The 23,841-nt window shown below is 66.6% G+C and carries 24 protein-coding genes and 1 tRNA gene; 16 read left to right on the top strand and 9 right to left on the bottom strand.

What is annotated here, in order from left to right:
• Positions 1–231: 231 nt before the first annotated feature.
• The gene (locus tag AC3WLX_RS32045; protein ID WP_492338948.1) at positions 232–990 is read left to right on the top strand and encodes a GyrI-like domain-containing protein; all 759 of its coding nucleotides are present in this window, start codon (positions 232–234) and stop codon (positions 988–990) included.
• A 5-nt stretch (positions 991–995) separates the two neighbouring features.
• Positions 996–1,700: an SIMPL domain-containing protein gene (locus tag AC3WLX_RS32040; RefSeq protein WP_492338947.1), complete on the top strand. Its 705-nt coding sequence runs from the start codon at positions 996–998 to the stop codon at positions 1,698–1,700.
• Between the two features lie 195 nt (positions 1,701–1,895).
• On the opposite strand, the gene AC3WLX_RS32035 is transcribed toward AC3WLX_RS32040, so the two are convergent.
• Entirely contained in the window at positions 1,896–2,960 is a 1,065-nt protein-coding gene (locus AC3WLX_RS32035; protein ID WP_492338946.1) for an MBL fold metallo-hydrolase, read from the bottom strand.
• A gap of 450 nt (positions 2,961–3,410) precedes the next feature.
• Here AC3WLX_RS32035 and ffh point away from each other — a divergent pair, with 450 nt between their 5' ends.
• The 6 genes from ffh to leuC all read left to right on the top strand — a co-directional run bounded on the left by ffh (position 3,411) and on the right by leuC (position 9,258).
• The gene (ffh, locus tag AC3WLX_RS32030; protein WP_492338945.1) at positions 3,411–4,964 is read left to right on the top strand and encodes a signal recognition particle protein; all 1,554 of its coding nucleotides are present in this window, start codon (positions 3,411–3,413) and stop codon (positions 4,962–4,964) included.
• Between the two features lie 159 nt (positions 4,965–5,123).
• Entirely contained in the window at positions 5,124–5,456 is a 333-nt protein-coding gene (gene rpsP, locus AC3WLX_RS32025; protein ID WP_194390793.1) for a 30S ribosomal protein S16, read from the top strand.
• A gap of 9 nt (positions 5,457–5,465) precedes the next feature.
• Entirely contained in the window at positions 5,466–6,017 is a 552-nt protein-coding gene (rimM, locus tag AC3WLX_RS32020; protein WP_492338944.1) for a ribosome maturation factor RimM, read from the top strand.
• Between the two features lie 118 nt (positions 6,018–6,135).
• Entirely contained in the window at positions 6,136–6,891 is a 756-nt protein-coding gene (trmD, locus tag AC3WLX_RS32015) for a tRNA (guanosine(37)-N1)-methyltransferase TrmD (protein WP_492338943.1), read from the top strand.
• A gap of 109 nt (positions 6,892–7,000) precedes the next feature.
• Positions 7,001–7,384, top strand: coding sequence for a 50S ribosomal protein L19 (gene rplS, locus AC3WLX_RS32010; RefSeq protein WP_024338835.1), 384 nt, complete (start codon positions 7,001–7,003; stop codon positions 7,382–7,384).
• A 467-nt stretch (positions 7,385–7,851) separates the two neighbouring features.
• Positions 7,852–9,258, top strand: coding sequence for a 3-isopropylmalate dehydratase large subunit (gene leuC, locus AC3WLX_RS32005; RefSeq protein WP_492338942.1), 1,407 nt, complete (start codon positions 7,852–7,854; stop codon positions 9,256–9,258).
• Between the two features lie 116 nt (positions 9,259–9,374).
• Here the strand turns inward: leuC and AC3WLX_RS32000 are convergent, their stop codons facing one another.
• The 3 genes from AC3WLX_RS32000 to AC3WLX_RS31990 form a co-directional block, all read right to left on the bottom strand.
• On the bottom strand, positions 9,375–9,953 hold the full coding sequence (locus AC3WLX_RS32000) for a hypothetical protein (protein ID WP_492338941.1): 579 nt from the start codon (positions 9,951–9,953) through the stop codon (positions 9,375–9,377).
• Positions 9,954–10,164: 211 nt separating this feature from the next.
• Positions 10,165–10,431 carry a hypothetical protein gene (locus AC3WLX_RS31995; protein WP_492338940.1) on the bottom strand — a complete coding sequence of 89 codons (267 nt, stop codon included), beginning with the start codon at positions 10,429–10,431 and terminating at the stop codon, positions 10,165–10,167.
• Between the two features lie 9 nt (positions 10,432–10,440).
• Positions 10,441–10,722: a hypothetical protein gene (locus AC3WLX_RS31990; protein ID WP_492339051.1), complete on the bottom strand. Its 282-nt coding sequence runs from the start codon at positions 10,720–10,722 to the stop codon at positions 10,441–10,443.
• A gap of 157 nt (positions 10,723–10,879) precedes the next feature.
• Between AC3WLX_RS31990 and AC3WLX_RS31985 the strand changes: the two genes are divergently transcribed.
• Together AC3WLX_RS31985 and AC3WLX_RS31980 are read left to right on the top strand one after the other, a co-directional pair.
• Positions 10,880–11,278: a metallopeptidase family protein gene (locus AC3WLX_RS31985; RefSeq protein ID WP_291626865.1), complete on the top strand. Its 399-nt coding sequence runs from the start codon at positions 10,880–10,882 to the stop codon at positions 11,276–11,278.
• Positions 11,279–11,381: 103 nt separating this feature from the next.
• On the top strand, positions 11,382–11,969 hold the full coding sequence (locus tag AC3WLX_RS31980) for a thermonuclease family protein (RefSeq protein WP_492338939.1): 588 nt from the start codon (positions 11,382–11,384) through the stop codon (positions 11,967–11,969).
• 49 nt (positions 11,970–12,018) lie between these two features.
• Here the strand turns inward: AC3WLX_RS31980 and AC3WLX_RS31975 are convergent, their stop codons facing one another.
• Entirely contained in the window at positions 12,019–12,534 is a 516-nt protein-coding gene (locus AC3WLX_RS31975; RefSeq protein ID WP_492338938.1) for a L,D-transpeptidase, read from the bottom strand.
• A 339-nt stretch (positions 12,535–12,873) separates the two neighbouring features.
• Positions 12,874–14,820, bottom strand: a complete 1,947-nt coding sequence (gene acs / locus AC3WLX_RS31970; protein ID WP_492338937.1) for an acetate--CoA ligase — start codon at positions 14,818–14,820, stop codon at positions 12,874–12,876.
• Positions 14,821–15,222: 402 nt separating this feature from the next.
• On the opposite strand from acs, the gene AC3WLX_RS31965 reads away from it, so the two are divergent.
• On the top strand, positions 15,223–16,389 hold the full coding sequence (locus tag AC3WLX_RS31965; RefSeq protein ID WP_492338936.1) for a DNA topoisomerase IB: 1,167 nt from the start codon (positions 15,223–15,225) through the stop codon (positions 16,387–16,389).
• A 198-nt stretch (positions 16,390–16,587) separates the two neighbouring features.
• Here AC3WLX_RS31965 and AC3WLX_RS31960 read toward each other — a convergent pair whose 3' ends face one another.
• Genes AC3WLX_RS31960 through tsaD form a run of 3 tightly spaced genes read right to left on the bottom strand, consistent with a single transcriptional unit; the run spans position 16,588 to position 19,060 of the window.
• Entirely contained in the window at positions 16,588–17,001 is a 414-nt protein-coding gene (locus AC3WLX_RS31960) for an EVE domain-containing protein (RefSeq protein WP_291626860.1), read from the bottom strand.
• Between the two features lie 2 nt (positions 17,002–17,003).
• Entirely contained in the window at positions 17,004–17,984 is a 981-nt protein-coding gene (locus AC3WLX_RS31955; protein WP_492338935.1) for an NAD(P)H-dependent glycerol-3-phosphate dehydrogenase, read from the bottom strand.
• A gap of 2 nt (positions 17,985–17,986) precedes the next feature.
• Positions 17,987–19,060, bottom strand: a complete 1,074-nt coding sequence (gene tsaD / locus AC3WLX_RS31950) for a tRNA (adenosine(37)-N6)-threonylcarbamoyltransferase complex transferase subunit TsaD (protein WP_492338934.1) — start codon at positions 19,058–19,060, stop codon at positions 17,987–17,989.
• A gap of 147 nt (positions 19,061–19,207) precedes the next feature.
• Here tsaD and AC3WLX_RS31945 point away from each other — a divergent pair, with 147 nt between their 5' ends.
• From AC3WLX_RS31945 to AC3WLX_RS31925, 5 genes are all read left to right on the top strand, one after another.
• Positions 19,208–19,954 carry a uroporphyrinogen-III synthase gene (locus AC3WLX_RS31945; RefSeq protein WP_492338933.1) on the top strand — a complete coding sequence of 249 codons (747 nt, stop codon included), beginning with the start codon at positions 19,208–19,210 and terminating at the stop codon, positions 19,952–19,954.
• 76 nt (positions 19,955–20,030) lie between these two features.
• Positions 20,031–21,284, top strand: a complete 1,254-nt coding sequence (locus AC3WLX_RS31940) for a COG4223 family protein (RefSeq protein WP_492338932.1) — start codon at positions 20,031–20,033, stop codon at positions 21,282–21,284.
• A 36-nt stretch (positions 21,285–21,320) separates the two neighbouring features.
• Positions 21,321–23,114 (top strand): heme biosynthesis protein HemY, encoded by a 1,794-nt coding sequence (locus AC3WLX_RS31935; RefSeq protein ID WP_492338931.1) that lies wholly within the window; start codon positions 21,321–21,323, stop codon positions 23,112–23,114.
• 97 nt (positions 23,115–23,211) lie between these two features.
• Positions 23,212–23,287: transfer RNA gene (locus AC3WLX_RS31930), tRNA-Thr, on the top strand.
• 143 nt (positions 23,288–23,430) lie between these two features.
• Positions 23,431–23,817 carry a hypothetical protein gene (locus AC3WLX_RS31925; RefSeq protein WP_492338930.1) on the top strand — a complete coding sequence of 129 codons (387 nt, stop codon included), beginning with the start codon at positions 23,431–23,433 and terminating at the stop codon, positions 23,815–23,817.
• Positions 23,818–23,841 lie beyond the last annotated feature (24 nt).

Raw genomic sequence — 23,841 nt, 5'->3', positions numbered from 1 at the left:
TCGCCTGCCTTATATGGCGATCCTCGGCCGCTTGGCCAGTGATTTGCGGCTCTGTGCCAGGGCGCCTTCCAAGACGCGTGCCATGACGCATCTGTCATGGGACGAATTCGGCGGCCGCGTGTTAGAACGGCGCGGTTCGCGCGAACCGGGACGCGCGGCGGGTTAAGGCCTTGGTGGGTAAGGCCTGGATGAATTCAGACCCCGACGAAGCGGGGTCTTGGGGAGAATAAAATGGGCATTTTTCGTCGTCTTGTGCTGGCCGCGCTGATCCCGGCTGCGGCCTTGTCGCAGGGGCTATCCGGCGCGCTTGCGCAGACGCCGAGCCCGGCGCCGGCCGCATCGGCAAGTCCCTCGCCGGCCCCGTCGGCTTCTCCCGTTCCGGCTGCCAGTGCCTCGCCCGCCCCCGCGGTAACCCCCTCGCCTGCGGCGAGCGCCTCACCCGCTCCTGCAGCATCGCCAGCGCCCGCCGCCAGCGCCTCGCCCAGCCCGCCCCCGGCGGCCGCCGCGACGCCCGCGCCGGTTCAAACCGCCGATCCCTTTGGCCTCGAGACCGCGCTCGAGCCGAAAAAGGTGGTGATGGTCAAGGGCACTGCCAATTGGGACTCGGCCTTTGACACGCTGATCGACGCATTCAAGGCGCTGAATACGCTGCTGGACAAGCAGGGCATCAAGCCCGCAGGAAATTCGATGATCGTCTACACCTCGACCGACGACACCGGCTTCACCTTCCTCGCCCAGATCCCGGTCGACCAGGACCCCAAGAACCTGCCCAAGGACATGAGCATCGGCAAATCGCCGGAAGGCAAGGCGCTGAAGTTCGTCCATCGCGGCTCCTACGACAACATGGACAACACCTATGAGGCGATCACCAACCACCTCGACGACAAGAGGCTGGAAGCCAAGGACACCTTCATCGAGGAATACCTCACCGATCCCCTGAAGACGGCCGAGGACAAGCTCGTGATCAACGTTTTCGTACCGCTGAAGTGAGACTGATGAAAAAGCCTGCCCTCCTTGCCGCTGCTATCGCCACCGCCCTGCTGACCGTGCCCGCACGCGCCGACGATTTTCCGTCGGCCATTTCGGTGAGCGGCGAAGCCATGATCTCTGCGGCCCCGGATCTCGCGCAGATCGACGCGGGCGTCGCCAACGACGCCAAGACCGCGAAGGAAGCCTCCGATGCCAACAATGCCGCGATGGGCAAGGTGCTTCTGGCGCTGAAGGGCGCGGGCATCGCCGAGAAGGATTACCAGACCTCGCGGCTGTCGCTGCAGCCGCAATACGGCCAGAACAAGTCCACCGGCGCATCCCCGGTAACAGGCTTCCGCGCCAGCAACCGCGTCACCGTGAAGATTCGCGACGTGACCAAGGTGGCCGGCATCATCGACACGCTGGTCGGCGCCGGCGCCAACGATATCGGCAATATCTCGTTCGAGGTGACGCAGGCCTCGAAGCTGCTGGATGATGCGCGCGAGCAGGCCTTGGCCGATGCGCGGCGCAAGGCGGAGGTTTATGCTAGGGCTGCCGGCGTTACGCTGGGCGCGCCGCTCAGCATCACCGAGGGCGGCGGCCCGGTGCCGCTGTTCAAGGGCCGCATGGCAGCGCCAATGGCCGCAGCACCGCAGGCCGCGGTCGCGCCCGGCGAGGAGACACTGACGGTGACGGTGAATGTGAGCTGGGCGATCAAGAAAGAGCAGTAGGTCGTAAGAGGCACACGGCGCACTCCAATTTCGCTGTCATCCCCTCGAAGGCGGGGATCCATAACCCCAGGGCGGCGTGTGGGGCACAGCTCCCACTCCGAGTCTTCGCCAAACATCTCCCTGTGGCTATGGGTCCCGGGCTCGCGACTTCGTCGCGCCCCGGGACGACGAGCTGTTGCTGTGGCGACTGTAGACCTAAATCTCCACCACCTGCCCCGGCTTCATCGCCACGAACCGCTCCTGCGGAATCTTCGCCGCATCGAGCGCTTCCACCAGCGCCTTGGCCGGGGCGTCGATCGCCTCGTCGGTCAACTGGAACGTGAAGTGATGGTGCCCGAGCGCTTGCTCGGCGCCGCAATCGGCCAGCGCCTTCACCGCGTCTTCCGGGTTCATGTGCTGGTCGCGCATGAACCAGCGCGGCTCGTAGGCGCCGATGGGCAGGATCGCCAGGCGCAGCTTGCCGTGCTTCTCGGCGACGCGACGGAAATGGCGGCCATCGCCGTAGCCGGAATCGCAGACCACGTAGATCTTCCCGGCCGGCGTCTCCAGGACGAAGCTCGCCCACAGCGCCTTGTTGCGATCGAACAAGCCGCGCGCGGTCCAGTGCCTTGTCGGCACCAGATGCACCGCGACGCCTTCGCCGAGCTCGACCCGGTCGTGCCAGTCGAACGCTTCCACGTTGATCGCGGAATCCCAGCTGCGCATCGTGACGTCGTTGCCGAGCGGCGTGACCACGCGCGGGGCAAAATTCTTGGCGAGGCGCGACAATGTCGCGATGTCGAGATGGTCGTAGTGGCCGTGCGAGACCAGCACGACGTCGATCTTCGGCAGCTTCTCGAAGGCGATGCCGGGATCATTGTGCCGCTTCGGGCCGGCAAAGGCGACCGGCGAGACCCGCTCCGACCAGACCGGATCGACCAGAATGTTGAGGCCGGCGGTCTGGATCAGCCAGCTGGCGTGGCCGACAAAGGAGAGCCGCACCTTGTCGCCATCGACACGCGCCGGCGGGGTATCGGCGTGGGGGCTGGGCGCCCAATCCGGCCAGGCTGCGCGCTGGCGCTTGCCGCCGAACTGCCAGCGCAGCACCTCGCGCAGCGATTTCGGCGGCGATCCGTCCGGATCGAAGAAGGTCAGGCCGTCGAAGTGGTCGGAGACGGGGCCGTCATAGGTTTTCATGCTGGACATCCAGAGGGAGGGGACGCCGACCAGAGCGCCGGCTCCGGCAAGCAGTCCGAACAGGCGGCGGCGGGTGACCGGCACGGCGGGTTTCTAGGGATGGTCGAAGTGGTAAGACATCACCGCCTATATGGGCGGGGCTGGCGGAAAAGGAACCGCGACAAAAGGGACACGTTTTCAGAACCTTGCCTTACCGTGGCCGGGCCGACACCCTAACTTTCCTTGACTTTTGGGCGGGAGCGGCGTTTAACCCCGCCACTTTCTCGGAAAGGCTTTCTTTTCGACCCGCCGACCGGCCCTCGAGGCCGGAGGTCAACGCCCGACAGCGCTGTGCGCCCTCGGGCGTGAAGGTGTTTGGAGAATTGCTTATCCCGGTAAGTGGTCATCCCCCGCGAAAGCGGGGGATCCAGTACTCCGAGACGGCTCGGCTGGAACCGAGAAGCCGCGGCGTACTGGATGCCCCGCCTTCGCGGGGCATGACGGTGGAGAATAACGGCGCGCCCCTCAACGGGGGACAGCAACAGGACAACGGCATTGTTCGACAATCTGTCGGAACGGCTTGGCGGCATTCTCGATCGTCTGACGGGGCGCGGTGCGCTGACCGAAAAGGACGTCGACGCCGCGATGCGCGAGGTGCGCCGCGCGCTGCTGGAGGCCGACGTCGCGCTCGAAGTGGTGCGCAGCTTCACCGAGCGCGTGCGCGAGCAGGCGATCGGCGCCACCGTCGTCAAGTCGGTCACGCCCGGCCAGATGGTGGTCAAGATCGTCCATGACGAGCTGGTCAACACGCTCGGCGCCGAAAGCCAGAGCATCGACGTCAATTCCGTGCCGCCGGTGCCGATCATGATGGTCGGCCTGCAAGGCTCCGGTAAAACGACCACCACCGCAAAGCTCGCCCGCCGCCTGGTCCAGCGCGACAAGCGCAAGGTGCTGATGGCCTCGCTCGACGTCTACCGCCCGGCGGCGATGGAGCAGCTGGCCGTGCTCGGCCGCGACCTCGACATTCCGACGCTGCCGATCGTCGCCGGCCAGCAGCCGCCGCAGATCGCCAAGCGCGCGCTGGAAGCCGGCAAGCTCGGCGGCTACGACGTCGTGCTGCTCGACACCGCCGGCCGCACCACGCTCGACGAAGAGATGATGGCGGAGGCGGCCGCGATCAAAGCCGCGGCCAATCCGCATGAAGTGCTGCTGGTCGCCGACTCTCTCACCGGCCAGGACGCCGTGAATCTCGCGCGCTCGTTCGACCAGCGCGTCGGCCTCACCGGCATCGTGCTGACGCGGGTGGACGGCGACGGCCGCGGCGGCGCGGCGCTGTCGATGCGCGCGGTCACGGGCAAGCCGATCAAGCTGCTCGGCACCGGCGAAAAGACCGACGCGCTGGAAGACTTCCACCCCGATCGTATCGCCGGCCGCATCCTCGGCATGGGCGACGTGGTCTCGCTGGTCGAGCGCGCCGCCGCCAATATCGACGCCGAGAAGGCCGCGCGCACCGCCGAGCGCATGCGCAAGGGTCAGTTCGACCTCAACGACATGCGCGAACAGCTGCTGCAGATGTCGAGCATGGGCGGCATCAGCGGGCTGATGGGCATGATGCCCGGCATCTCCAAGATGAAGAACCAGATCGCGGCCGCCGGCATCGACGACAAGATCCTGAAGCGCCAGGTCGCGATCATCGATTCCATGACGCGCGACGAGCGCCGTCATCCCGACCTGCTCAAAGCCAGCCGCAAGAAGCGTATCGCTGCGGGCTCCGGCCAGAGCGTCGAGCACGTCAACAAGCTGCTCAAGATGCACCGGAACATGGCCGACGTGATGAAGGCCATGGGCTCGGGCAAGCGCGGCCCGCTCGCCGGCATCGCGCAGGCCATGGGCTTCGGAGGCGGCATGAAGATGCCCTCGCCCGAAGAGATGAAGGCGCTGCAGGAGAAGATGCAGAGCGGCGGCGGACAGGGCCTGCCCAATCTGCCGAAGGATCTGCCGCCCGGCTTGCGCCAGGGCCTTCCGAATGTGCCGGGGCTCACGGGCCTCAGCAACAAGCCGACCCTGCCCGGGCTCGGCGGCTTCCCCGGACTGGGGAAGAAGAAGTGAGGGCATTCTCTCTCCTCGTCATTCCGGGGCGCGCCGGTAGGCGCGAACCCGGAATCCATTTCACCGCGCGCATGCGGCGCGATGGATTCCGGGCTCGCGCTCCGCGCGCCCCGGAATGACGAGCTGATTTTCAATTAACCGACACTCAGGAGACCAACAATGTCCGTCGTTATCCGCCTCGCCCGTGCAGGCACCAAGAAGCGTCCCGTCTATCACGTCGTCGTCGCCGACTCGCGCTTTCCGCGTGATGGCCGCTTCATCGAGCGTCTCGGCCATTTCAACCCGCTGCTGCCGAAGGACAACGAGACCCGCCTCAAGCTCGACATGGAGAAGGTGAAGGCCTGGCTCGCCAAGGGCGCGCAGCCGTCCGACCGCGTCGCGCGTTTCCTCGACGCCGCCGGCGTCAAGAAGCGCGAAGCGCGCAACAACCCGGAGAAGGCCGTGCCGCGCAAGGAGCGCAAGGCGCAGGCCGAAGCCGCGGCCAAGAGCTAAGGCCAGATCATGTCGGCGCTGGTCTGCGTCGCGCGGATCGGCGCCGCGCATGGCGTGCGCGGTGCGGTCAAGCTGTGGACCTTCACCGAGGATCCCTTTGCTGTGCGACACTACGGCCCGCTGCTGTCCAAGGACGGCAAGCGCCAGTTCGAGATCGCGCAGGTGCGCGAGGCCAAAGACCATCTGGTCGCGACGTTCAAGGGCGTCGCGACCCGCGATGAGGCCGAGCGCCTCAATGGCATTGAGCTGTACGTCCCGCGCGACAAGCTGCCCGCGACCGACGAGGACGAATATTACCACACCGATTTGATCGGCCTCGCCGCCGTCACCACCGATGGCGAGCCGCTCGGCCGCGTGCTCGCGATCCACAATTTCGGCGCCGGCGACATCATCGAAATTGCGCCGCTCAAGGGCACGACGATGCTGCTGCCGTTCTCGAATGCCGTGGTGCCGGAGGTCGATCTCGAAGGCGGACGCGTCGTGATCGCGCTGCCACGGGAGATTGAGGGTGAGGACAGCAATCCCTCCACGAGTCGTCCCCGCGAAGGCGGGGACCCATAACCACAGGGCGTGGTTTTTGGCTAAGCTGATGGCTCCAGCCATAGCAAAACTGGCTGCGGTGGTTATGGATCCCGGGCTCGCGCTTCGCGCGCCCCGGGACGACGAGAACTGAGATCGAATGACCAACCCCTCACCCTGGCGCGCGACGGTGCTGACGCTGTTTCCGGAGATGTTTCCGGGGCCGCTCGGCGTGAGCCTGGCCGGCCGGGCGCTCGCATCCGGGCTCTGGGAGATCGAGGCGCGGGATATCAGGGCCTCCGCGACCGACCGCCACCGCAGCGTCGACGACACCCCGGCCGGCGGCGGCCCCGGCATGGTGCTGCGGGCGGATGTGCTGGCCGCCGCTATCGATGCCGCCGAGATCGGGCAAGCCCCCTCAAGAGCGCGGCCACGCCTGCTGATGAGCCCGCGCGGTCGGCCATTGACCCAGGCCCGGGTGGTCGAGCTGGCCCAGGGCCCTGGGCCCCTGATCGTCTGCGGGCGGTTCGAGGGCATCGATCAGCGGGTGATCGACGCCCGGGGCCTGGAGGAGGTCTCGATCGGCGATTACGTGCTCTCCGGGGGCGAAATCGCAGCTTTGGCCCTGATTGACGCCTGCGTCCGGCTGCTGCCGGGGGTGATGGGCAAGGAAGCCTCGGGAACCGAGGAAAGCTTCTCCGAAGGCCTGCTCGAATACCCCCAATACACCCGCCCGCAACTGTTCGAGGGCGTTCCGATCCCTGCCGTCCTCACCTCCGGCGACCACGCCAAGGTCGCGAGCTGGCGGCGAGCCCAATCCGAGGCCCTGACGGCGGCCCGGCGGCCGGATCTGTGGGAAAAAGCCGCGAATCGCGGGAGCGGCCAAAAAACGCCAAAAAACAAGACAGACGGGTGACAAACGCTCCGGCTTGCCTTATAGGAGCGGCCACATCCGCAATGGCTGGATCAACGAATTTCACGCAGCCCCCGTTTCGAAGGCTGGGCGCGCCGATGGAGATTTACCCATGAACCTGATCAAGCAGCTCGAGCAAGAGCAGTTCGACAAGCTGTCCGCCGGTAAGACCATTCCGGAATTCGGACCCGGTGACACCGTGATCGTCAACGTGAAGGTGGTCGAAGGCGACCGTACCCGTGTGCAGGCCTATGAGGGCGTCTGCATCGGCCGTTCCGGCGGCGGCCTCAACGAGAGCTTCACCGTCCGCAAGATCTCCTATGGCGAAGGCGTCGAGCGCGTGTTCCCGGTGATGTCGCCGATGATCGACTCGATCAAGGTGGTGCGCCGCGGCAAGGTGCGTCGCGCCAAGCTCTATTACCTCCGCAACCTTCGCGGCAAGTCGGCCCGCATCGTCGAGAAGACTGAGCACGCCAAGGCCGCCGTCAACGAGTAAGCTCCGCTTACAGGCAAGTTTCGAGGAGCGCGGGGCAAAACCCCGCGCTTTTTTATTTTGCCTGTGCGGCGCGCACGGAGGCGGTCCCTCACCCTGAGGAGCGCGGAACGCGCGTCTCGAAGGGCGAGGCCACCGGCCGGGCCTGCATCCTTCGAGACGCGCGCAAGGGCGCGCTCCTCAGGATGAGGGTCATGCACGGTGCGCGTGCCGCGCATTTGAAAGCTCTCGCGCTTCCAATTCGGCCTGCTATATATCTCTGGAATGTTTCCAGATCTGACCAGACCCTCGTCCGTCAAGCGCATCGTCATCGACGATCGCTCGCGGCTGCCTGGGCGGTTCTTCGGGCGCTTCGCGACCTCGGCAACCTCAGAGCTTACGCGCGCAGCCTGAAAGGCTGCGCTGACGATCTGTTGCCCGCGCGGCATGCCGCGCTCATCGCTGACACACATTCTTCGGAGCTGACGCTCATGTCCAAGCCGACCACCCTGTATGACAAGATCTGGAACGACCATCTGGTGCACGAAGCCGAGGACGGCACCTGCCTGCTCTACATCGACCGCCATCTGGTGCACGAGGTGACCTCGCCACAGGCGTTCGAAGGCCTGCGCGCCACGGGACGCAAGGTGCATGCGCCGGAGAAGACGCTCGCCGTCGTCGACCACAACGTGCCGACCACCGACCGCAGCAAGCCGAACCCCGACCCCGAGAGCATCGAGCAGATCAAGGCGCTGGCCGAGAACGCCAAGGAGTTCGGCGTCGAATATTACAACGAGTTCGACAAGCGCCAGGGCATCGTCCACGTCATCGGCCCCGAGCAGGGATTTACGCTGCCCGGCACCACCATCGTCTGCGGCGACAGCCACACCTCGACGCATGGCGCGTTCGGCGCGCTCGCGCACGGCATCGGCACCAGCGAGGTCGAGCACGTGCTGGCGACGCAGACGCTGATCCAGAAGAAGGCCAAGAACATGCGCGTCACCGTCGACGGCAAATTGCCTGACGGCGTGACCGGCAAGGACATCATCCTGGCCATCATCGGCGAGATCGGCACCGCCGGCGGCACCGGCTACGTGCTGGAATACGCCGGCGACGCGATCCGCGCGCTCTCGATGGAAGGCCGCATGACGGTCTGCAACATGTCGATCGAAGGCGGCGCGCGCGCCGGCCTGGTTGCGCCCGACCAGAAGGCCTACGACTTCCTGCGCGATCGTCCGAAGGCGCCGAAGGGCGCGGCCTGGGACGCAGCGATGCGCTATTGGGAGACGCTGCGCTCCGACGAGGGCGCGCATTTCGACCATGAGCTGCGGCTCGACGCGGCCAAGCTGCCGCCGATCGTGACCTGGGGCACCAGCCCCGAAGACGTGATCTCGGTCACCGGCATCGTGCCAGACCCTGATAAGATCGCAGACGAGGCCAAGCGCATCTCCAAGCATCGCGCGCTGAAATATATGGGCCTGACCGCGGGCACGAAGATCACCGACATCAAGCTCGACCGCGTCTTCATCGGCTCCTGCACCAACGGCCGTATCGAGGATCTACGGGCTGCGGCGAAGATCGCCGAGGGCAAGACCGTCAACGCCCACGTCAACGCCATGGTCGTGCCGGGCTCAGGCATCGTGAAGGAGCAGGCCGAGGCCGAGGGCCTCGACAAGATCTTCATCAAGGCCGGCTTCGAATGGCGCGAGCCGGGCTGCTCGATGTGCCTTGCCATGAACCCGGACAAGCTGAAGCCGGAAGAGCGCTGCGCCTCGACCTCGAACCGCAATTTCGAGGGCCGCCAGGGCTTCAAGGGCCGCACTCATCTGGTGTCGCCGGCCATGGCGGCAGCCGCGGCGATCGCGGGACATTTCGTCGACGTCAGGGACTGGCGCTGAGCCGGTTCCGGTATTAGCCGCCCGTCATTCCGGAGCGCCCGAAGGGCGTATCCGGACTCTCGACATTCCGGGTCTGGCGCTTGCGCGCCATCCCGGAATGACGGTCCTAACTCACCTCACCAATACCGATACGGATATTGCCAGCGCGGCCAATGGCAGACGCGGCGCGGGCCGTAATAGGTGAAGACGATCCGGCAGCGGCGCGGATACGAGTAGGCAGGATAGTAGCCGCCGACATAATAGGGCCGGTAGACGTGACGATGCCGGTAATAGGGGCGATGGTGTCCCCAGTGACGGTGGTATCCGCCATGTCCGCCGTAGCGAAAGCCGTGATGGCGATAGCCGACATGCCGGTGATGAAACGCCGGTCCGGCGCGGAAGCCGCCGACATGAGCGCGATGAAAGCCACCGCCCCGGAAACCGCCGATATGGCCGCCCCGGAAACCACCACTGTGAAAGCCGCCACCGCGGAAGCCTCCGCCGCCGTGAAAACGTCCGCCGCCAGGGCCGCCGCCATGGCGAACCTGCGTGACGAGATCGTCGGTCGCGGCCTTCGCCGCGGGTGACGTCGCCGGATTGATCAAGGTCAGCGCTTCAGCGCGACGTGCAGTTCCGGCCGACAGCATCAGCGTCGCGGCGGCTGCGAGACCGAGCAGGCGCATCGGGCTCGCCCGGCGTCCGAATATTCTCAGCATGGAATTCTCCCTAGATCAGCACGGCAGAGCTGCGATGCGCGTTGCGCCGCAGTTGCCGTTCAATGACGGTCGCTCCCGGGTCGAAGTTGCGGACAGCGACGTGAACGCGCCATGAATGAACGACGCCGGACGCCGCCATGCGACGCAGTGCCTCGCGTTGCCGCGCGTATTCGATGCTGCTCTCGAGGGATTGCGCCGGACGGCTAGCGCTTCACCAGAACGGGCCGTAGCCGAACACGAACGGGGCCGGCACGCCGTAGGGATAGGGACGGTAATGGACGGGCCGCGCGTAGTAGCGTGGATCACGGCGCACGACAGGTCGCACCACGACATTTCGTGCGGGCCGTCGCGCATCGAAGACCGCGATCCCTGCCGACGCCTCCGGAATCGCCGCCCTTTGCGCTGCGGACGCGCGCGACAGGCCGCCGGCCAGCGCGACGGCAATGGCCAATGCGATCCATTTCGCCATCACGGGCATGGAACAGTCTCAGCCGCGGCGCCAGTAGCAGCTTACGCGCGGAACGATCACCGTGCCGCTCGGCCTGTACTCCTGGACATAGGTGGCGTTGCAGACGCGGACGGCATCGGGGCCGGGATTGTAGCGTGGATAGACGCCGTCTGGGCTGTGATAGGGCGTGACCCGCAAGCGCGCCGGGGGCCGCTTGCGCGGCGGGGGAACGTCGTCCGGTGAGACCAATTGGGCGATCCGCATTCCGGAACTGGCGGTCTGGGCCTCGGCGCCAACGGAAAACTGCGAAAACAACCCCATGCACAGTAGAGCCAGCACTGTTTTCGTTCGCATTTTTTTCGTCCGCCTGAAACGTCCCATTCGAGGGCCCACGCTCCCCGTTTTGACAGCGCGCGTCAACCTCGCGGCGCTTATAAAGCGGGATGCATCGCCGCGGAACCTACGCTAAGAGGTGTGCATGTGGACGGAATTGAAAGCGCCCTCGCTGGCCGAGATGGAAGCCACGGCGCATGAGATCTTCGAGCGCCTGCCGAAGGAGTTCCGCAAGCTCTGCGAGGGCGTGATCATCCGCGTCGACGACTTCCCGAGCGAGGAGGTCCTGGACGAGATGGAATGCGAGAGCGAGTTCGACCTGCTCGGCCTGTTCCAGGGCGTCGGCCTGCCTCAGCAGAGTGTTTCCGACGTGGCGCGGCTGCCCAACATGGTCTGGCTCTACCGCCGGCCGATTCTGGATTACTGGGCCGAGCACGACGAAAGCCTCGGTCACATCGTCCGCCACGTCCTGATCCACGAGATCGGCCATCATTTCGGCCTTTCGGACGACGACATGGAGGCGATCGAGGCTGCGGCGGAGTAGGCGCTCCTCCTTCGTCACGAGCATTCGAGCTCGCGTGACGATCTGTGCCAAGGACAGGCGGTGTCGCTTGCGGAATTCCCCGACTCAGCTCTAGCGTTACGCCATGCGTTCCCGGGGCCGTAGCAATGCGTATCGATCTTCCTTCGGCGGCGCACCGTTCGCCCGCCGCTTCTCGGGACTTCTGCCCTGGATGTTCGTGGTCGGCGTCGCGGCCGCGATCGTGCTCGTCTTTCGTCACGGAGCGAACTGGCCTCTGCCGCACGCGGACGAGCGATCGCAGGACGCCGAAATCGTCCTGCAACAGACCGGCCATGCCGACGTCCGTCCGGTCGACGTCATCCGCACCATCGACGGCGACACTTTTCTCGCGCGTGTCCGTCTGCGTGAGGGACGCGATCCCGTCGTGCGGGTCCGGCTACGCGGCATCGATGCGCCTGAACTGAAAGCATCCTGCCAGGAGGAGCTCGACAAGGCCGAAGCTGCGGCCCGTGCCCTGCGGGATCTGCTCGGCCAGGGCGGCGTGACCATCACCAATCTCGGTCCCGACAAATACGGCCGCGTCCTCGCCGACGTCGCGACAAGGCGGACCGCGAATGTTTCGGCGGCGCTGCTCGCCGGCGATTTCGTCCGCAGCTACAATGGCGGCCATCGCGGCGGCTGGTGCGCGCGCGGCTGGCGGTTCTGGCAATAAAAAAGCCGCGTCGAAATACGCGGCCTTTCTTGCCGGCTGATTCAGGCGATCAGCGCGTCACGACCACGGTCGTGCCGACGGAGACGCGGCTGTAGAGATCGGTGATGTCGTCGTTGAGCATGCGGATGCAGCCATAGGAAACGAAGCCGCCGATCGACCCCGGCACGTTGGTGCCGTGGATGGCGTATTCGCCGCCGGCCAGCGTCATCGCCGCAACGCCCATCGGGTTGCGCGGCGAGCCGCCGGGAATCACGTCGGGGATGTTGGGCTTGTCGCGCTTCACCTCGGCGGGCGGCGCCCAGGCCGGATTGAGATACTTGCCGTCGATTTTCGTGGTGCCAGCCCATTGCTTGCCGGCCTTGCCGACGCCGACCGGATAAACCACGGCATGGCCGTGATCGAGGATGAGATAGAGCCGCCGCTCGCTGGTCTTCACCACGATGGTGCCCGGCGAATAGTCGGCCAGGTGCGTCCCCACCAGTTCCGGCCGCGCCTGCGCCGCCGTCGACATCAGAACTCCAGCCCCGATGGTGGCAGCCACCGCCACCGCAACCCTCATCGACATCGATGCTTCCCCTTGCCCAAAAACGGATCGCCCAAAATTGACGCAGAACCCGGAAATGGCTGCGTACCCGACATTCTTGACTGCGCGGGTTCACCGGATGGTTTCCGCGCGCAGCCGCCAAGGGTCGTCAGCAGGGGGAACAAAGAAAATGTTCGAAATAAAGTAAATGACCTGAAAACAACACCTGATGGGAAAGATGCAGGCGCGAGCGGGCTCACGGTGACAAGTGGGTGAGGATGCAAGCGGCCGTCATTCCGGGCGCGCGACAGCGCGACCCGGAATCTCGAGATTCCGGGTCCGGTCCTGCGGTCCGCCCCGGAATGACGATGTGTTGTGGGCTTACGCCGACTTCTTGTTCTGCCGGTTCCTGACGAGATCGTCGACCACGGCGGGATCGGCGAGGGTCGAGGTGTCGCCGAGGCTCCCCGGCTCGTCCTCGGCGATCTTGCGCAGGATGCGGCGCATGATCTTGCCGGAGCGGGTCTTGGGCAGGCCCGGCGCGAACTGGATCTGGTCGGGCGAGGCGATCGGACCGATCTCCTTGCGCACCCAGGTCACGAGCTCCTTGCGCAGATCGTCGCTCGGCTGCACGCCGGCCATGAGAGTGACATAGGCGTAAATGCCCTGGCCCTTGATGTCGTGCGGGAAACCGACCACGGCGGCTTCCGACACCTTCTCATGCGCCACCAGCGCGCTCTCGACTTCCGCGGTGCCCATGCGGTGACCGCTGACGTTGATGACGTCGTCGACGCGGCCGGTGATCCAGTAATAGCCGTCCTCGTCGCGCCGGCAGCCGTCGCCGGTGAAGTATTTGCCGGGATAGGTGGAGAAATAGGTCTGCTCGAAGCGGGCGTGATCGCCATAGACCGTACGCATCTGGCCCGGCCACGAGCGCGTCAGGCAGAGATTGCCGGTGGTCGCGCCTTGAAGCGTCTTGCCCTCGGCATCGACGATCTCGGGCACCACCCCGAAGAAAGGCTGCGTCGCCGAGCCCGGCTTCAGCTTTGTCGCGCCCGGCAGCGGCGTGATCAGGATGCCGCCGGTCTCGGTCTGCCACCAGGTGTCGACGATCGGGCAGCGGCCGTCGCCGACGACGCGGTGATACCACTCCCAGGCTTCCGGATTGATGGGCTCGCCGACAGAGCCGAGCAGGCGCAGCGAAGCGCGCGAGGTCTTCTTCACGGGATCGTCGCCCGACTGCATCAGCGCGCGGATGGCGGTGGGCGCAGTGTAGAAGATGTTGACCTTATGCTTGTCGATGACGTTCCAGAACCTGGAATTGTCGGGGTAGTTCGGCACGCCCTCGAACATCAGCGTGGTCGCGCCGTTGGCGAGCGGCCCATAGAGAATGTAGCTGTGGCCGGTGACCCAGCCGACGTCGGCGGTGCACCAGTAGATGTCGCCATCGTGATAGTCGAAGACGTATTGATGCGTCATCGAGGCGAACACGAGATAGCCGCCGGAGGTGTGCAGCACGCCCTTAGGCTGACCGGTCGAACCCGACGTGTAGAGGATGAACAGCGGATCCTCGGCGTGCATGTGCTCGACCGGGCATTCCGTCGTCACCATTTCCGCCGCCTCGTGATACCAGAGGTCGCGCGTCGGATTCATGTCGATCTTGCCGCCGGTGCGCTTGACCACGACGACCCAGTCGACGCCGTCGGCTTTAGCGAGCGCCGCGTCGACATTGGCCTTCAGCGGCACTTTCCTGCCGCCGCGCAGGCCTTCGTCCGCGGTGATGATCACCTTGGACTGGCAGTCGTTGATGCGCTGGGCGAGGCTGTCGGGCGAGAAGCCCGCGAACACCACCGAGTGGATCGCGCCGATGCGTGCGCAGGCCAGCATCGCATAGGCTGCCTCCGGGATCATGGGCAGGTAGATGGTTACGCGGTCGCCCTTGCCGACGTTGCGGGTGCGCAGGATGTTGGCCATCCGGCAGACCTCGTCATGCAGCTCCTGATAGGTGATGTGCTTGGACTGCGAGGGATCGTCGCCTTCCCAGATGATCGCAGTCTGGTTGGCGCGTTTGGCGAGATGCCGGTCGATGCAATTATAGGCGACGTTGAGGATGCCGTCCTCGAACCATTTGATCGAGATGTTACCGGGCGCGAACGAGACGTTCTCGATCTTCGTCGGCGCGTGCATCCAGTCGATGCGCTTGGCCTGCTCAGCCCAGAAACCGTTCGGGTCCGAGATCGAGCGGGCGTACATTTCCTTGTACTTGGCCTGGTCGACCCAGGCGCGCTTCGACCATTCCGCGGGGACGTCGTAGATCTTCTCGGACATGCTTCCCTCCACATGCGGCAAGCTCAGGCCATGCCGGCATCATCATTTGACGGATTATGCGTCGGGCTAACCGGACCCGACAAGGAGCACAAGCTGGACCTTCGGCGGGCACCCGGCCATGCGGAGGATCAAGCCGCGCGAGCCGGCCGTCGCAGATCTGAAACAAGCCGGTTTGAAACAAGCATCAGCAGCCTCCGGTCTATTTACCCCGTTACCCGGAACGGCCCTGCGCAAAGCCCCATGCGGCAACAGAGGTATCTGGGAACCTCCTCTCACTGATTCGGGACTCGCAATACGGTTCGGAACACCCTAAATGGCCAACCCGGGTCCCAGGCGACCCCAAGGAACAAAATTCAGAACAGCGGCATTGAACGATAGCAGACAGGGTCAAGGCTTAACATTATGATGGATCAGCAGAATCTCGGGACGATGCGGCCCGCTTCAGCCGATCCAGCCGCTGTTGCCCTGGCCAAGGCCCTCGGACAATGGCCGAAACCGACCGGTTTCAGGCGTCCCAGCCCCAAAAAGACCTTCGACGCGGCGCCGGCGACGGTCGAAGCGCTCGCCAAGGAGCTGGGCTTGCGCCTCGGCGACCAGAACGAGCTGACCATCCGCCGCATCAAGCGCGGCAAGGGCTATTCGTTCGTCCGTCCCAACGGCGCGCATATCCGCGACGCCCGCACCATCCGCCGGCTGCATTCCATGGCGGTGCCGCCGGCCTATCGCGAGGTGCGCTACTCGGCCGACCCGAACTCGCATCTGCAGGCCGTCGGCCGCGATGCCGCCGGCCGGCTGCAATATCGCTATCACGCCGACTGGGAGAAGGTCCGCGAGCAGCGCAAGGCGCATCGCCTGGAAAAGCTCGTGGGCGCGCTGCCGAAAATCCGGCGCAAGGTCTCGGCGTTCCTGTCCGGTGACGAGCCGACGCGCGAGTTCGCGCTCTCGGCCGTGATCGAATTGATCGCGCGCACCGCGATCCGACCCGGCAACGAATCCTACGCCCGCCTCAACGGCACCCGCGGCGCCACCACGCTGCTGAAGTCCAACGTCACGCTCGAAGACGATTGCTTCGTGCTGACCTTCAAGGCCAAGGGCGGCAAGGCGGTGCGCAAGGAGTGCGACGCGGCCAAGCTGGTGCGTGCCATCGGTATTTTGCAGGGCGTGCCCGGCAAGCGCATGTTCCAGTATCGCGACGCCTACGGCGTCGTGCGCGCGGTCAGCACCACGCAGGTGAATGCGTTTCTGCGCGAGATCGCCGGCATCAAGATCTCGCTGAAGGATTTTCGCACGCTGATGGCCTCGGCAGTCGTCGTGGAATCCCTGTCGCGGATCACGCCGGCGACGAGCCAGCGCGGCCGCAAGAAGCAGGTGCTGGAGGCGATTCGCGCCGCGGCCGACAAGCTCTCGAACACGCCGGCGATCTGCCGCAGGAGCTACGTCCACGACACCATCGTCACCGCCTTCGAGGAGGGCATCCTCGAGCGCTTCGCCGCGACCATGAAGGGCCAGCGCTCGCAGGGGCGGCGCGAGCAGCTGCTGGCCCAGGTGGTGGCAACGGCGGCGGTGTAACGCAGCTGCGGCAGGGCGGGCAAAGCCAAGCGTGCCCGCCACTTCTAACGAGATACCGAGAAAAATCGTGGGCACGGCGCCAAGTGCGCCTTTGCCCACCCTACGACGGCCGCGATCGTAGCCCGCATGAGCATCGGGATATGGCGTACCAGATCATCCCGGATGTCGCTGCGCTCATCCGGGCCACGGCAGCTTCGACTACAGCCCGCCCATCTTGCAGACGAGCTTCCACTCCTCCGCCGTCACCGGCTGCACCGACAGGCGCGAATATTTCACCAGCGCCATGTCGGCCAGTTTCTTCTCGGCCTTGATCGCAGCCATCGTCACCGGCGTCTTCAGGGGCTTGTCGGCCTTGATGTCGACGCAGACGAACTTGCCGGTCTTGTCGGTCGGATCGGGATAGGCTTCCTTGATGATCTCGGCGATGCCGACGATCTCCTTGCCCTCGTTCGAATGATAATAGAACGCCTTGTCGCCCTTCTTCATGGCGACGAGGTTCTGGCGCGCGGTGTAATTGCGTACGCCGGTCCAGGCCTCGCCCTTGGCGCCCTTGGCCACCTGCTGGTCCCACGACCACACCGATGGTTCGGATTTCACCAGCCAGTACGCCATGCTCATTCCTCTGACTTGAAGGGGCGCGTCATCAGCGCCGAGATCGCGGCATCGATCGTGCTCTTGCCGCTCAGGATCGATGCGACCGCTTCCGACACCGGCAGCTCGATGTTTTTCGAAGCCGCGAGCTCGATCAGCACGGGGGCGGTGAACTCGCCCTCGGCGAGCTTGCCGGCGGGCGGCTGATCGCCGCGTCCAAGCGCAAGGCCGAGCGCGAAGTTGCGCGATTGCGGGCTCGCGCAGGTCAGGATGAGATCGCCGAGGCCCGACAGGCCGGTCAGGGTTTCGCTGCGCGCGCCCAGCGCGCGGCCGAGGCGGGTGAGCTCGGCAAAGCCGCGGGTCGTCAGCGCCGCCTGCGCGGACGCGCCGAGCTTGCGTCCGACCGCGATGCCCACTGCGATCGCCAGCACGTTCTTGGCGGCGCCGCCGATCTCGACGCCGCGAACATCCGTGGAGTGATACGGGCGGAACGTCGGCGAGCCCAACGCCTGAACGAGGCTGCTCGCGAGCGCCTCATCCCTCGCCGCCAGCGTGACCGCCGTCGGCAGGCCGCGCGCGACGTCGTCGGCGAAGCTCGGTCCCGACAGGATCGCCGGCTGCGCGTGCGGCGCGGCTTCCGCGATCACGTCGGTCATGAACTTGTGGGTGCCGTGCTCGATGCCCTTGGCGCAGGCGACGATCGGTACCGGCTTCGTGATGTGCGAGGCCAGCATATTGACCGCGCCGCGCAGATGCTGCGCCGGTGTGGCGATCAGCAGCATGTCCGCACGCGCGGCGAGCGCCAGTTCGCTCGTCACGACGATCTCAGGCGCGATCCGCACGCTCGGTAGGCGCGGATTGTCGCGCGTCGATGCGATCCGCGCGGCATGCTCGGCATTGCGTGCCCACAGCGTCACGTTTCGCCCGGCTCGCGCCGCCACCATCGCCAGCGCCGTACCCCAGGCGCCCGCGCCGATCACTGCGACGGATTGCGGCGCAGTCATCGCTAATATCCAGCCCGCGTCTTGCCGTAGCCTGCGGGCGCCGTCGCGTTGGCGTCGAGCAGCCAGCGCGCACGGGGCTGGGCGTCCATCGCATCGGTCAGGCCGAGCGCGAGGCGTTCGGCGCCGGCCCAGGCGATCATCGCGCCGTTGTCGGTGCAAAGCGCCGGCGGCGGCATGATCAGCTCAGTCCCGGCCTGCTTCGCGACGTCATCGAGGGCGCTGCGGATCGCCTGGTTGGCGGCGACGCCGCCGGCTGCGACCAGCGCGCGCGGGGCGCCGAACCGTTCGCGGAACAGCCTGAGGCCGACGCTCAGCCGGTCCGCCGTCGAATCGAGCACCGCGGCCTGGAAGCTCGCGCAGAGATCACTGATGTCCTGCGGCGTGATCTCTGCCAGCCGGCTCGCTTCGGTGCGAACCGCCGTCTTCAATCCCGACAGCGAGAAATTGGCATCGGGGCGTCCCTGCATCGGCCGCGGAAACGCAAAGCGCGCGGCGTCGCCGCTCGCCGCCGCACGCTCGACCTGCGGTCCACCGGGATAGGGCAGGCCCAGCATCTTCGCGACCTTGTCGAAGGCCTCACCGATGGCATCATCGACCGTGGTGCCGAGCCGCACATATTCGCCGACGCCGGTGACTGCGACGATCTGGGTATGGCCGCCGGAGGCGAGGAACAGGCAATAGGGAAATTCGATGCCGTCGGTGAGGCGCGGCGTCAGCGCATGCGCCTCGAGATGGTTCACCGCGACCAGCGGCGTGCCATGCACCATCGCGATCGCCTTTGCGGTGGTGAGCCCGACGATGACGCCGCCGATCAGCCCGGGCCCCGCCGCCGCCGCGACGCCGTCGAGCTCGGCATAGTCGATGCCGGCCTCGTCCATGGCACGGCCGATGATGCCGTCGAGCACGTCGACATGCGCGCGCGCCGCGATCTCCGGCACCACGCCGCCGAAACGGGCATGCTCCTCGATCTGCGACCGCACGATGTTGGACAGGATCCTGCCGCTGCCGTCGCCCGCGCGCTCGATCACGGCCGCGGCGGTCTCATCGCAGGTGGTTTCGATGCCCAATACCAGCATTGGCGAATTGTTATCCAATTTGCGCCCTTGCGCTCATCCGTAAAGCAGAGTTCTGGTACGTCCGGTAGCATCCCGGGGTCGGCTTGCGCAATCGTCACGCGGCCGTTCTGGTCGATGTCACCGTTACATGGTCCGGGAACAGCAGCGATGTCCATTCTCGTCACACGGCCGCATCCCGACATTGAAACGACGGCGGCAAGCTTGCGCGCACGCGGACATGCGGTGCTGCTGGCGCCGGCGCTCAAGTTCGAGCCGGTCGCCTTCCATGACGCGCGCGAAGCGGATTATGGCGCCGTCATCGTGACGTCGGCCAACGCGCTCCGCGCCATCGCCTCGCAATTGCCCGAGCTCGGTCTGCTCGGGTTGCCTCTGTTTGCGGTCGGCGAGCATACGGCTGCCGCGGCGCGCGAGGCCGGCTTTGCCGAGGTGATCGTTGCCGGCGGCGATGCCGCTTCCTTGCGCGACAAGGTGGTGCGAAGCGCGCGCGAGAAGGTGCTGAAGAAGAAGGATACGCTGCTGTATCTGGCCGGCGCCGATCTGTCGCGCGACCTCGGCGGCGAGCTCGGCGCGGAGGGTTTCCGCGTGGTGACGCAGACCACCTATCGCATGGCGCCTGTCAAGCATTTGCCGCGCGAGGTCTGCGCGGGCTTTGCCGCGCACGACATCGGGGCGGTGCTGCACTACTCCCGGCGCAGCGCACGCGCGTTCCTGGATGCGGCGCGGGACGAAGGCGTCGAAATTTCGGCGCTGGCGATCCCGCATTGCTGCCTGTCCGAGGCAGTTGCAAATGTGCTCCGCGATGCCGGTGCGTCGCAGGTCCTGGTGGCCGCAGCGCCGGACGAAACCGCCTTGTTTGGCACCTTGGAGCGTGCGTTGCGCACCCGTTTGGCGTAAAGGTCGGGCCGAATCCGACGCAATCCGGTCCGCGCGAGGACCTGTGCAAGGCATGGAAGTGTGAGGAACCGTCACGATGGCCGACGACAAGCCTGAAGACGCTGGATTGGCGCCCGACGCAGGTCGTGCCAAGCGCACCCCGCCCACCATCGACCTCGAGGCGACTGACGTCTCCACCCAGCCGCAGCAGGTCGCAGGCGAACCCGAGGCGCCCGAGCAGGACGCGCAGGAGCAGGCCGCACAGGAACAGTCCGGCCTCGAACAGACCAGCTCGGACGAGGTCAAGGCCGAGCCCCCGCCCGAGTCTTCCGATGAGCAGGTTTCCGCGGCGGCCGCGCCCGGGTCGGCGCCGGTTTCGCCCTGGGTCATTGCGCCGTTCTCCGGCGCTGCGGCGGCCGCGGTCGTGATTGCAGTCGGCTGGATGCTGGGCTGGCCCGCAGTGGAGGCGCCGCCGGCCGCGCCTGCGGTCACCAGCGCGACTGTCGAGGCGCTGAACGCACGCATTGCCGCGGCCGAAGCCAGGGTCGGAAGGCCCGCACCCGATCCGGCGATGGCGGCGCGGATCGATGCGCTGGAGAAATCCGCAAGCAGCCTGCGCAGCGACATCGCCAATCTCAGGACGCAGTCCGACAGGATTGCTGGCACCCTGAACGATGCGAAGGCGGCAGCGCCCGCTGCGGCTCCGGATCTTGCGCCTGTCATGGACCGCATTGCCCAGCTCGAGCGCGCCAGCAAGGCGGAGCGCGCCGAACTCGCCCAGCAAAGCGAGAAGATCGCCGAGGCCAAGGCGGTGGACGACAGGCCGCTGCGCTTCGTGGTGGCGGCGGCCCTGCTCGACGTCGCCGTTCGCCACGGCGATCCCTATCAATCGCAATTGGCTGCAGCGCGCTCGCTGGCCGCCAAGCCCGACATGCTGAAGCCGCTGGAGACGTTTGCGACGTCCGGCATTCCGACGGCAGCGGCACTGAGCCGCGAGCTCCTCACCATCGTGCCGAAGCTGTCGCCGCCGGCGGACGCTCCGCCGAGCAATGCGGGCCTCGTCGAGCGTCTCCAGGCGGGTGCGTCGAAACTCGTGCGCATCGAGCGCACGGACGGGGTCGGCAACGACCGCGGCGCCATCGTCGCGCGCGTGACGGCGGCGGCGCTCCGCAATGACTTCACGGAAGCGCGGCGCGAGCTGAAGGCCCTGCCCGAGGCGGATCGGACCGCGGCGCAGGCCTGGCTCGACAAGGCCGATGCGCGCGACGCCGCGCTCGCCGCGTCCCGCAAATTCGCCGACGATGCCATGGCGGATCTCGCCAAGTCTGGTCCGGCCAAGTCTGCTCAATAAGGTTCGCGCAACAAATCGGCGCGTATAGGGATCGTCATGCTTCGCATCGTCCTCTTCCTCGTCCTGATCGCGCTGGCGGCGGCCGGCGCGGCCTGGGTTGCCGACCAGCCCGGCGATCTCGTCCTGACGGCGGGTGGCTTCCGCCTCTCGACGACGCTTCCGAGATTCGTGTTCCTGCTCGGCCTCTTTGCCGCGGCCGTCGTGCTGGTCTGGAGCGTCCTGACCACGGTCTGGCGCATGCCGGGGCGTTGGCGCCGCAGTCGCCACGAGAAGCGCCGTGCACGCGGGCGCCACGCCATCACCCAAGGCCTGCTCGCGGTCGGTCACGGCGACACCGGGCAGGCGCGTCGTCACGCGGAAGCGGCACGGCGGCACGCGCCGAACGATCCGCTCGCGCTGCTGCTGCACGCGCAGTCGGCCCAGCTCGAAGGCAATCGCGGCGAGGCCCAGCGCGCCTTCCGCGCCATGGCCGAGCGCGAGGACACGCGGTTGCTCGGCCTGCGCGGCCTGTTCATCGAGGCGCAGCGCGGCGACGATGCGGTCGGAGCCGTGATGATAGCGGAGGAGGCGATCAAGCTGTCGCCGTCCTCGACCTGGGCCTCGCATGCGGTGCTCGGTTTCCGCTGCGCGCGCAGCGACTGGAGCGGCGCGCTCGCGATCCTCGATTCGAATCTACGCGCCGGGCAGATCGACAAGCCGACCTATCGCCGGCAGCGCGGCGTGCTGCTCACCGCGCGCGCGCTGGAACTGGAGACCATGGACCGCGACGTCGCGCGCGAGAGCGCGATGGAAGCGGTCAAGCTTGCGCCGACCCTGGTGCCGGCCGCCGTGCTCGCGGCAAAATTCGAAAGCGAGGCGCATCAGGTGCGCCGTGCCATGAAGATGATCGAAGCCGCCTGGCTCGCCAATCCGCATCCGGATCTCGCCGACGCCTATGCGCATGTGAAGCTCGGCGACACCGCCTGGCACCGCCTGCAGCGGGTGGAGACGCTCGCGGCGAAGACGCCTGCCGACAAGGCCGGCCATATCGAAGGCCAACTCGCCATCGCCCGCGCCGCGATCGACGCCTCGGAGTTCGCCCGCGCACGAGAGGTGCTCACCCCGTACCTCGCCGACCCGACCCAGCGCGTCGCGCTGCTGATGGCCGAGATCGAGCGCACCGAGCACGGCGACAGCGGCCGCGCCCGCGCCTGGACCTTGCGCGCGGTCCGCGCCCGCCTCGATCCGGCCTGGACCGCGGACGGGTATGTGAGCGAGCAGTGGCGCCCGGTCTCCCCGGTCACCGGCCGCCTCGACGCGTTCCAGTGGCAGACGCCGGTCGCGAGCCTGCCCTCGGACAGGGGCCCCACAATCGAATCCTCCGCCTTCGAGGAAGCCATGCTGGCGGCGCCGCCGCCGAAGCGGGTGACGGCGGCTTCAAGCGAGAGCCCGCCGGAACCGGCCGCGACGGCGCCAGTTCCCGCGCTGGCCGCGCAGGACAATTCGCCTCCGCAGACCATGGAAGTTGCGAGGGAAGCGGAAGAGGCCAAGGACGCTCCCAAGGAAGCTTCCGGGGACTCCGAGCCATCCGTCGCGTCCTCCGAGCCCGCGAATCCGGCTCCAACGCCCGCCGAATCATCGCCGCCCGCGGCAACGCCGCTGTTCCGGACCCGGGCCGACCTCAGCAAGCCGGCACCGGCGCCGATCCAGACCGTCATCCCGATCGTCCGCGCGCCGGATGATCCTGGAATCGACGACGACGGCCCGAGCGATGAATTCACGGAGCAAATCGGCACGCCGAAGGCCCAGGCCGGCGGCTGGCGCGGATTCTGGTCCCGCTGGGGCGCCTGACGCGCCTTTCCGCCCGGCTTGTCCTTGCCAATTCGGGCCATGCCCGATATCAGGAGCGCGTGTATCGGGACCGGCATCGCCAGGCCCGGCAGGGTTCGCCGCAATAGCTCAGTCGGTAGAGCACGTCATTCGTAATGACGGGGTCGGGGGTTCGAATCCCTCTTGCGGCACCAGCACTTATACCCGATCCCCCGAACGCTCCGATCGAGCAGGGCATCAGCCTGCCGCAGGGCTCGTTCAGGTGGGTGATCCCGATCACAGAATCTCGGACATGACTCCCCTAACGTCCCCCTCACGAAACACGGGGAGACTTCACATGCGCAAGATCATTCTGGTTGCCGCCATGCTGCTGGCTTCTGCGTCTGCCCAGGCGGGCGGATCCCGCAGCCTGTCCCTGGCCGCGTCAGGCGATCGGAGCCAGGCTCCGCAAACCACATCGGCCACCGCGACGACGCAGGTGAGCGAAGCCGCGCCGGCCACCGAGGCTCCGAAATATTCCGATCGTCCGCCGGCGGTGTCGCTCTCCGCGCCGGCCGCGGTGACCGCCCCGACGGCGGCCACGCCCGCGGCGGCCCCCGCGCCGGTCACGACGACCAAGCCCGCCACCAAAACCACGGCAAAAGCGCACAAGCCGAAGCACACGCGCAGCTGGACCGAGCGCCGCATCATCAGCGAGCTGCATCGGCACGGCATCTATTGGTAGCCGCTCCCTCAACGCAAATGGCCG

This window comes from Bradyrhizobium sp. FW305-F6, assembly GCF_058782905.1.
This window is presented reverse-complemented; position numbering and strand designations above follow the sequence as displayed.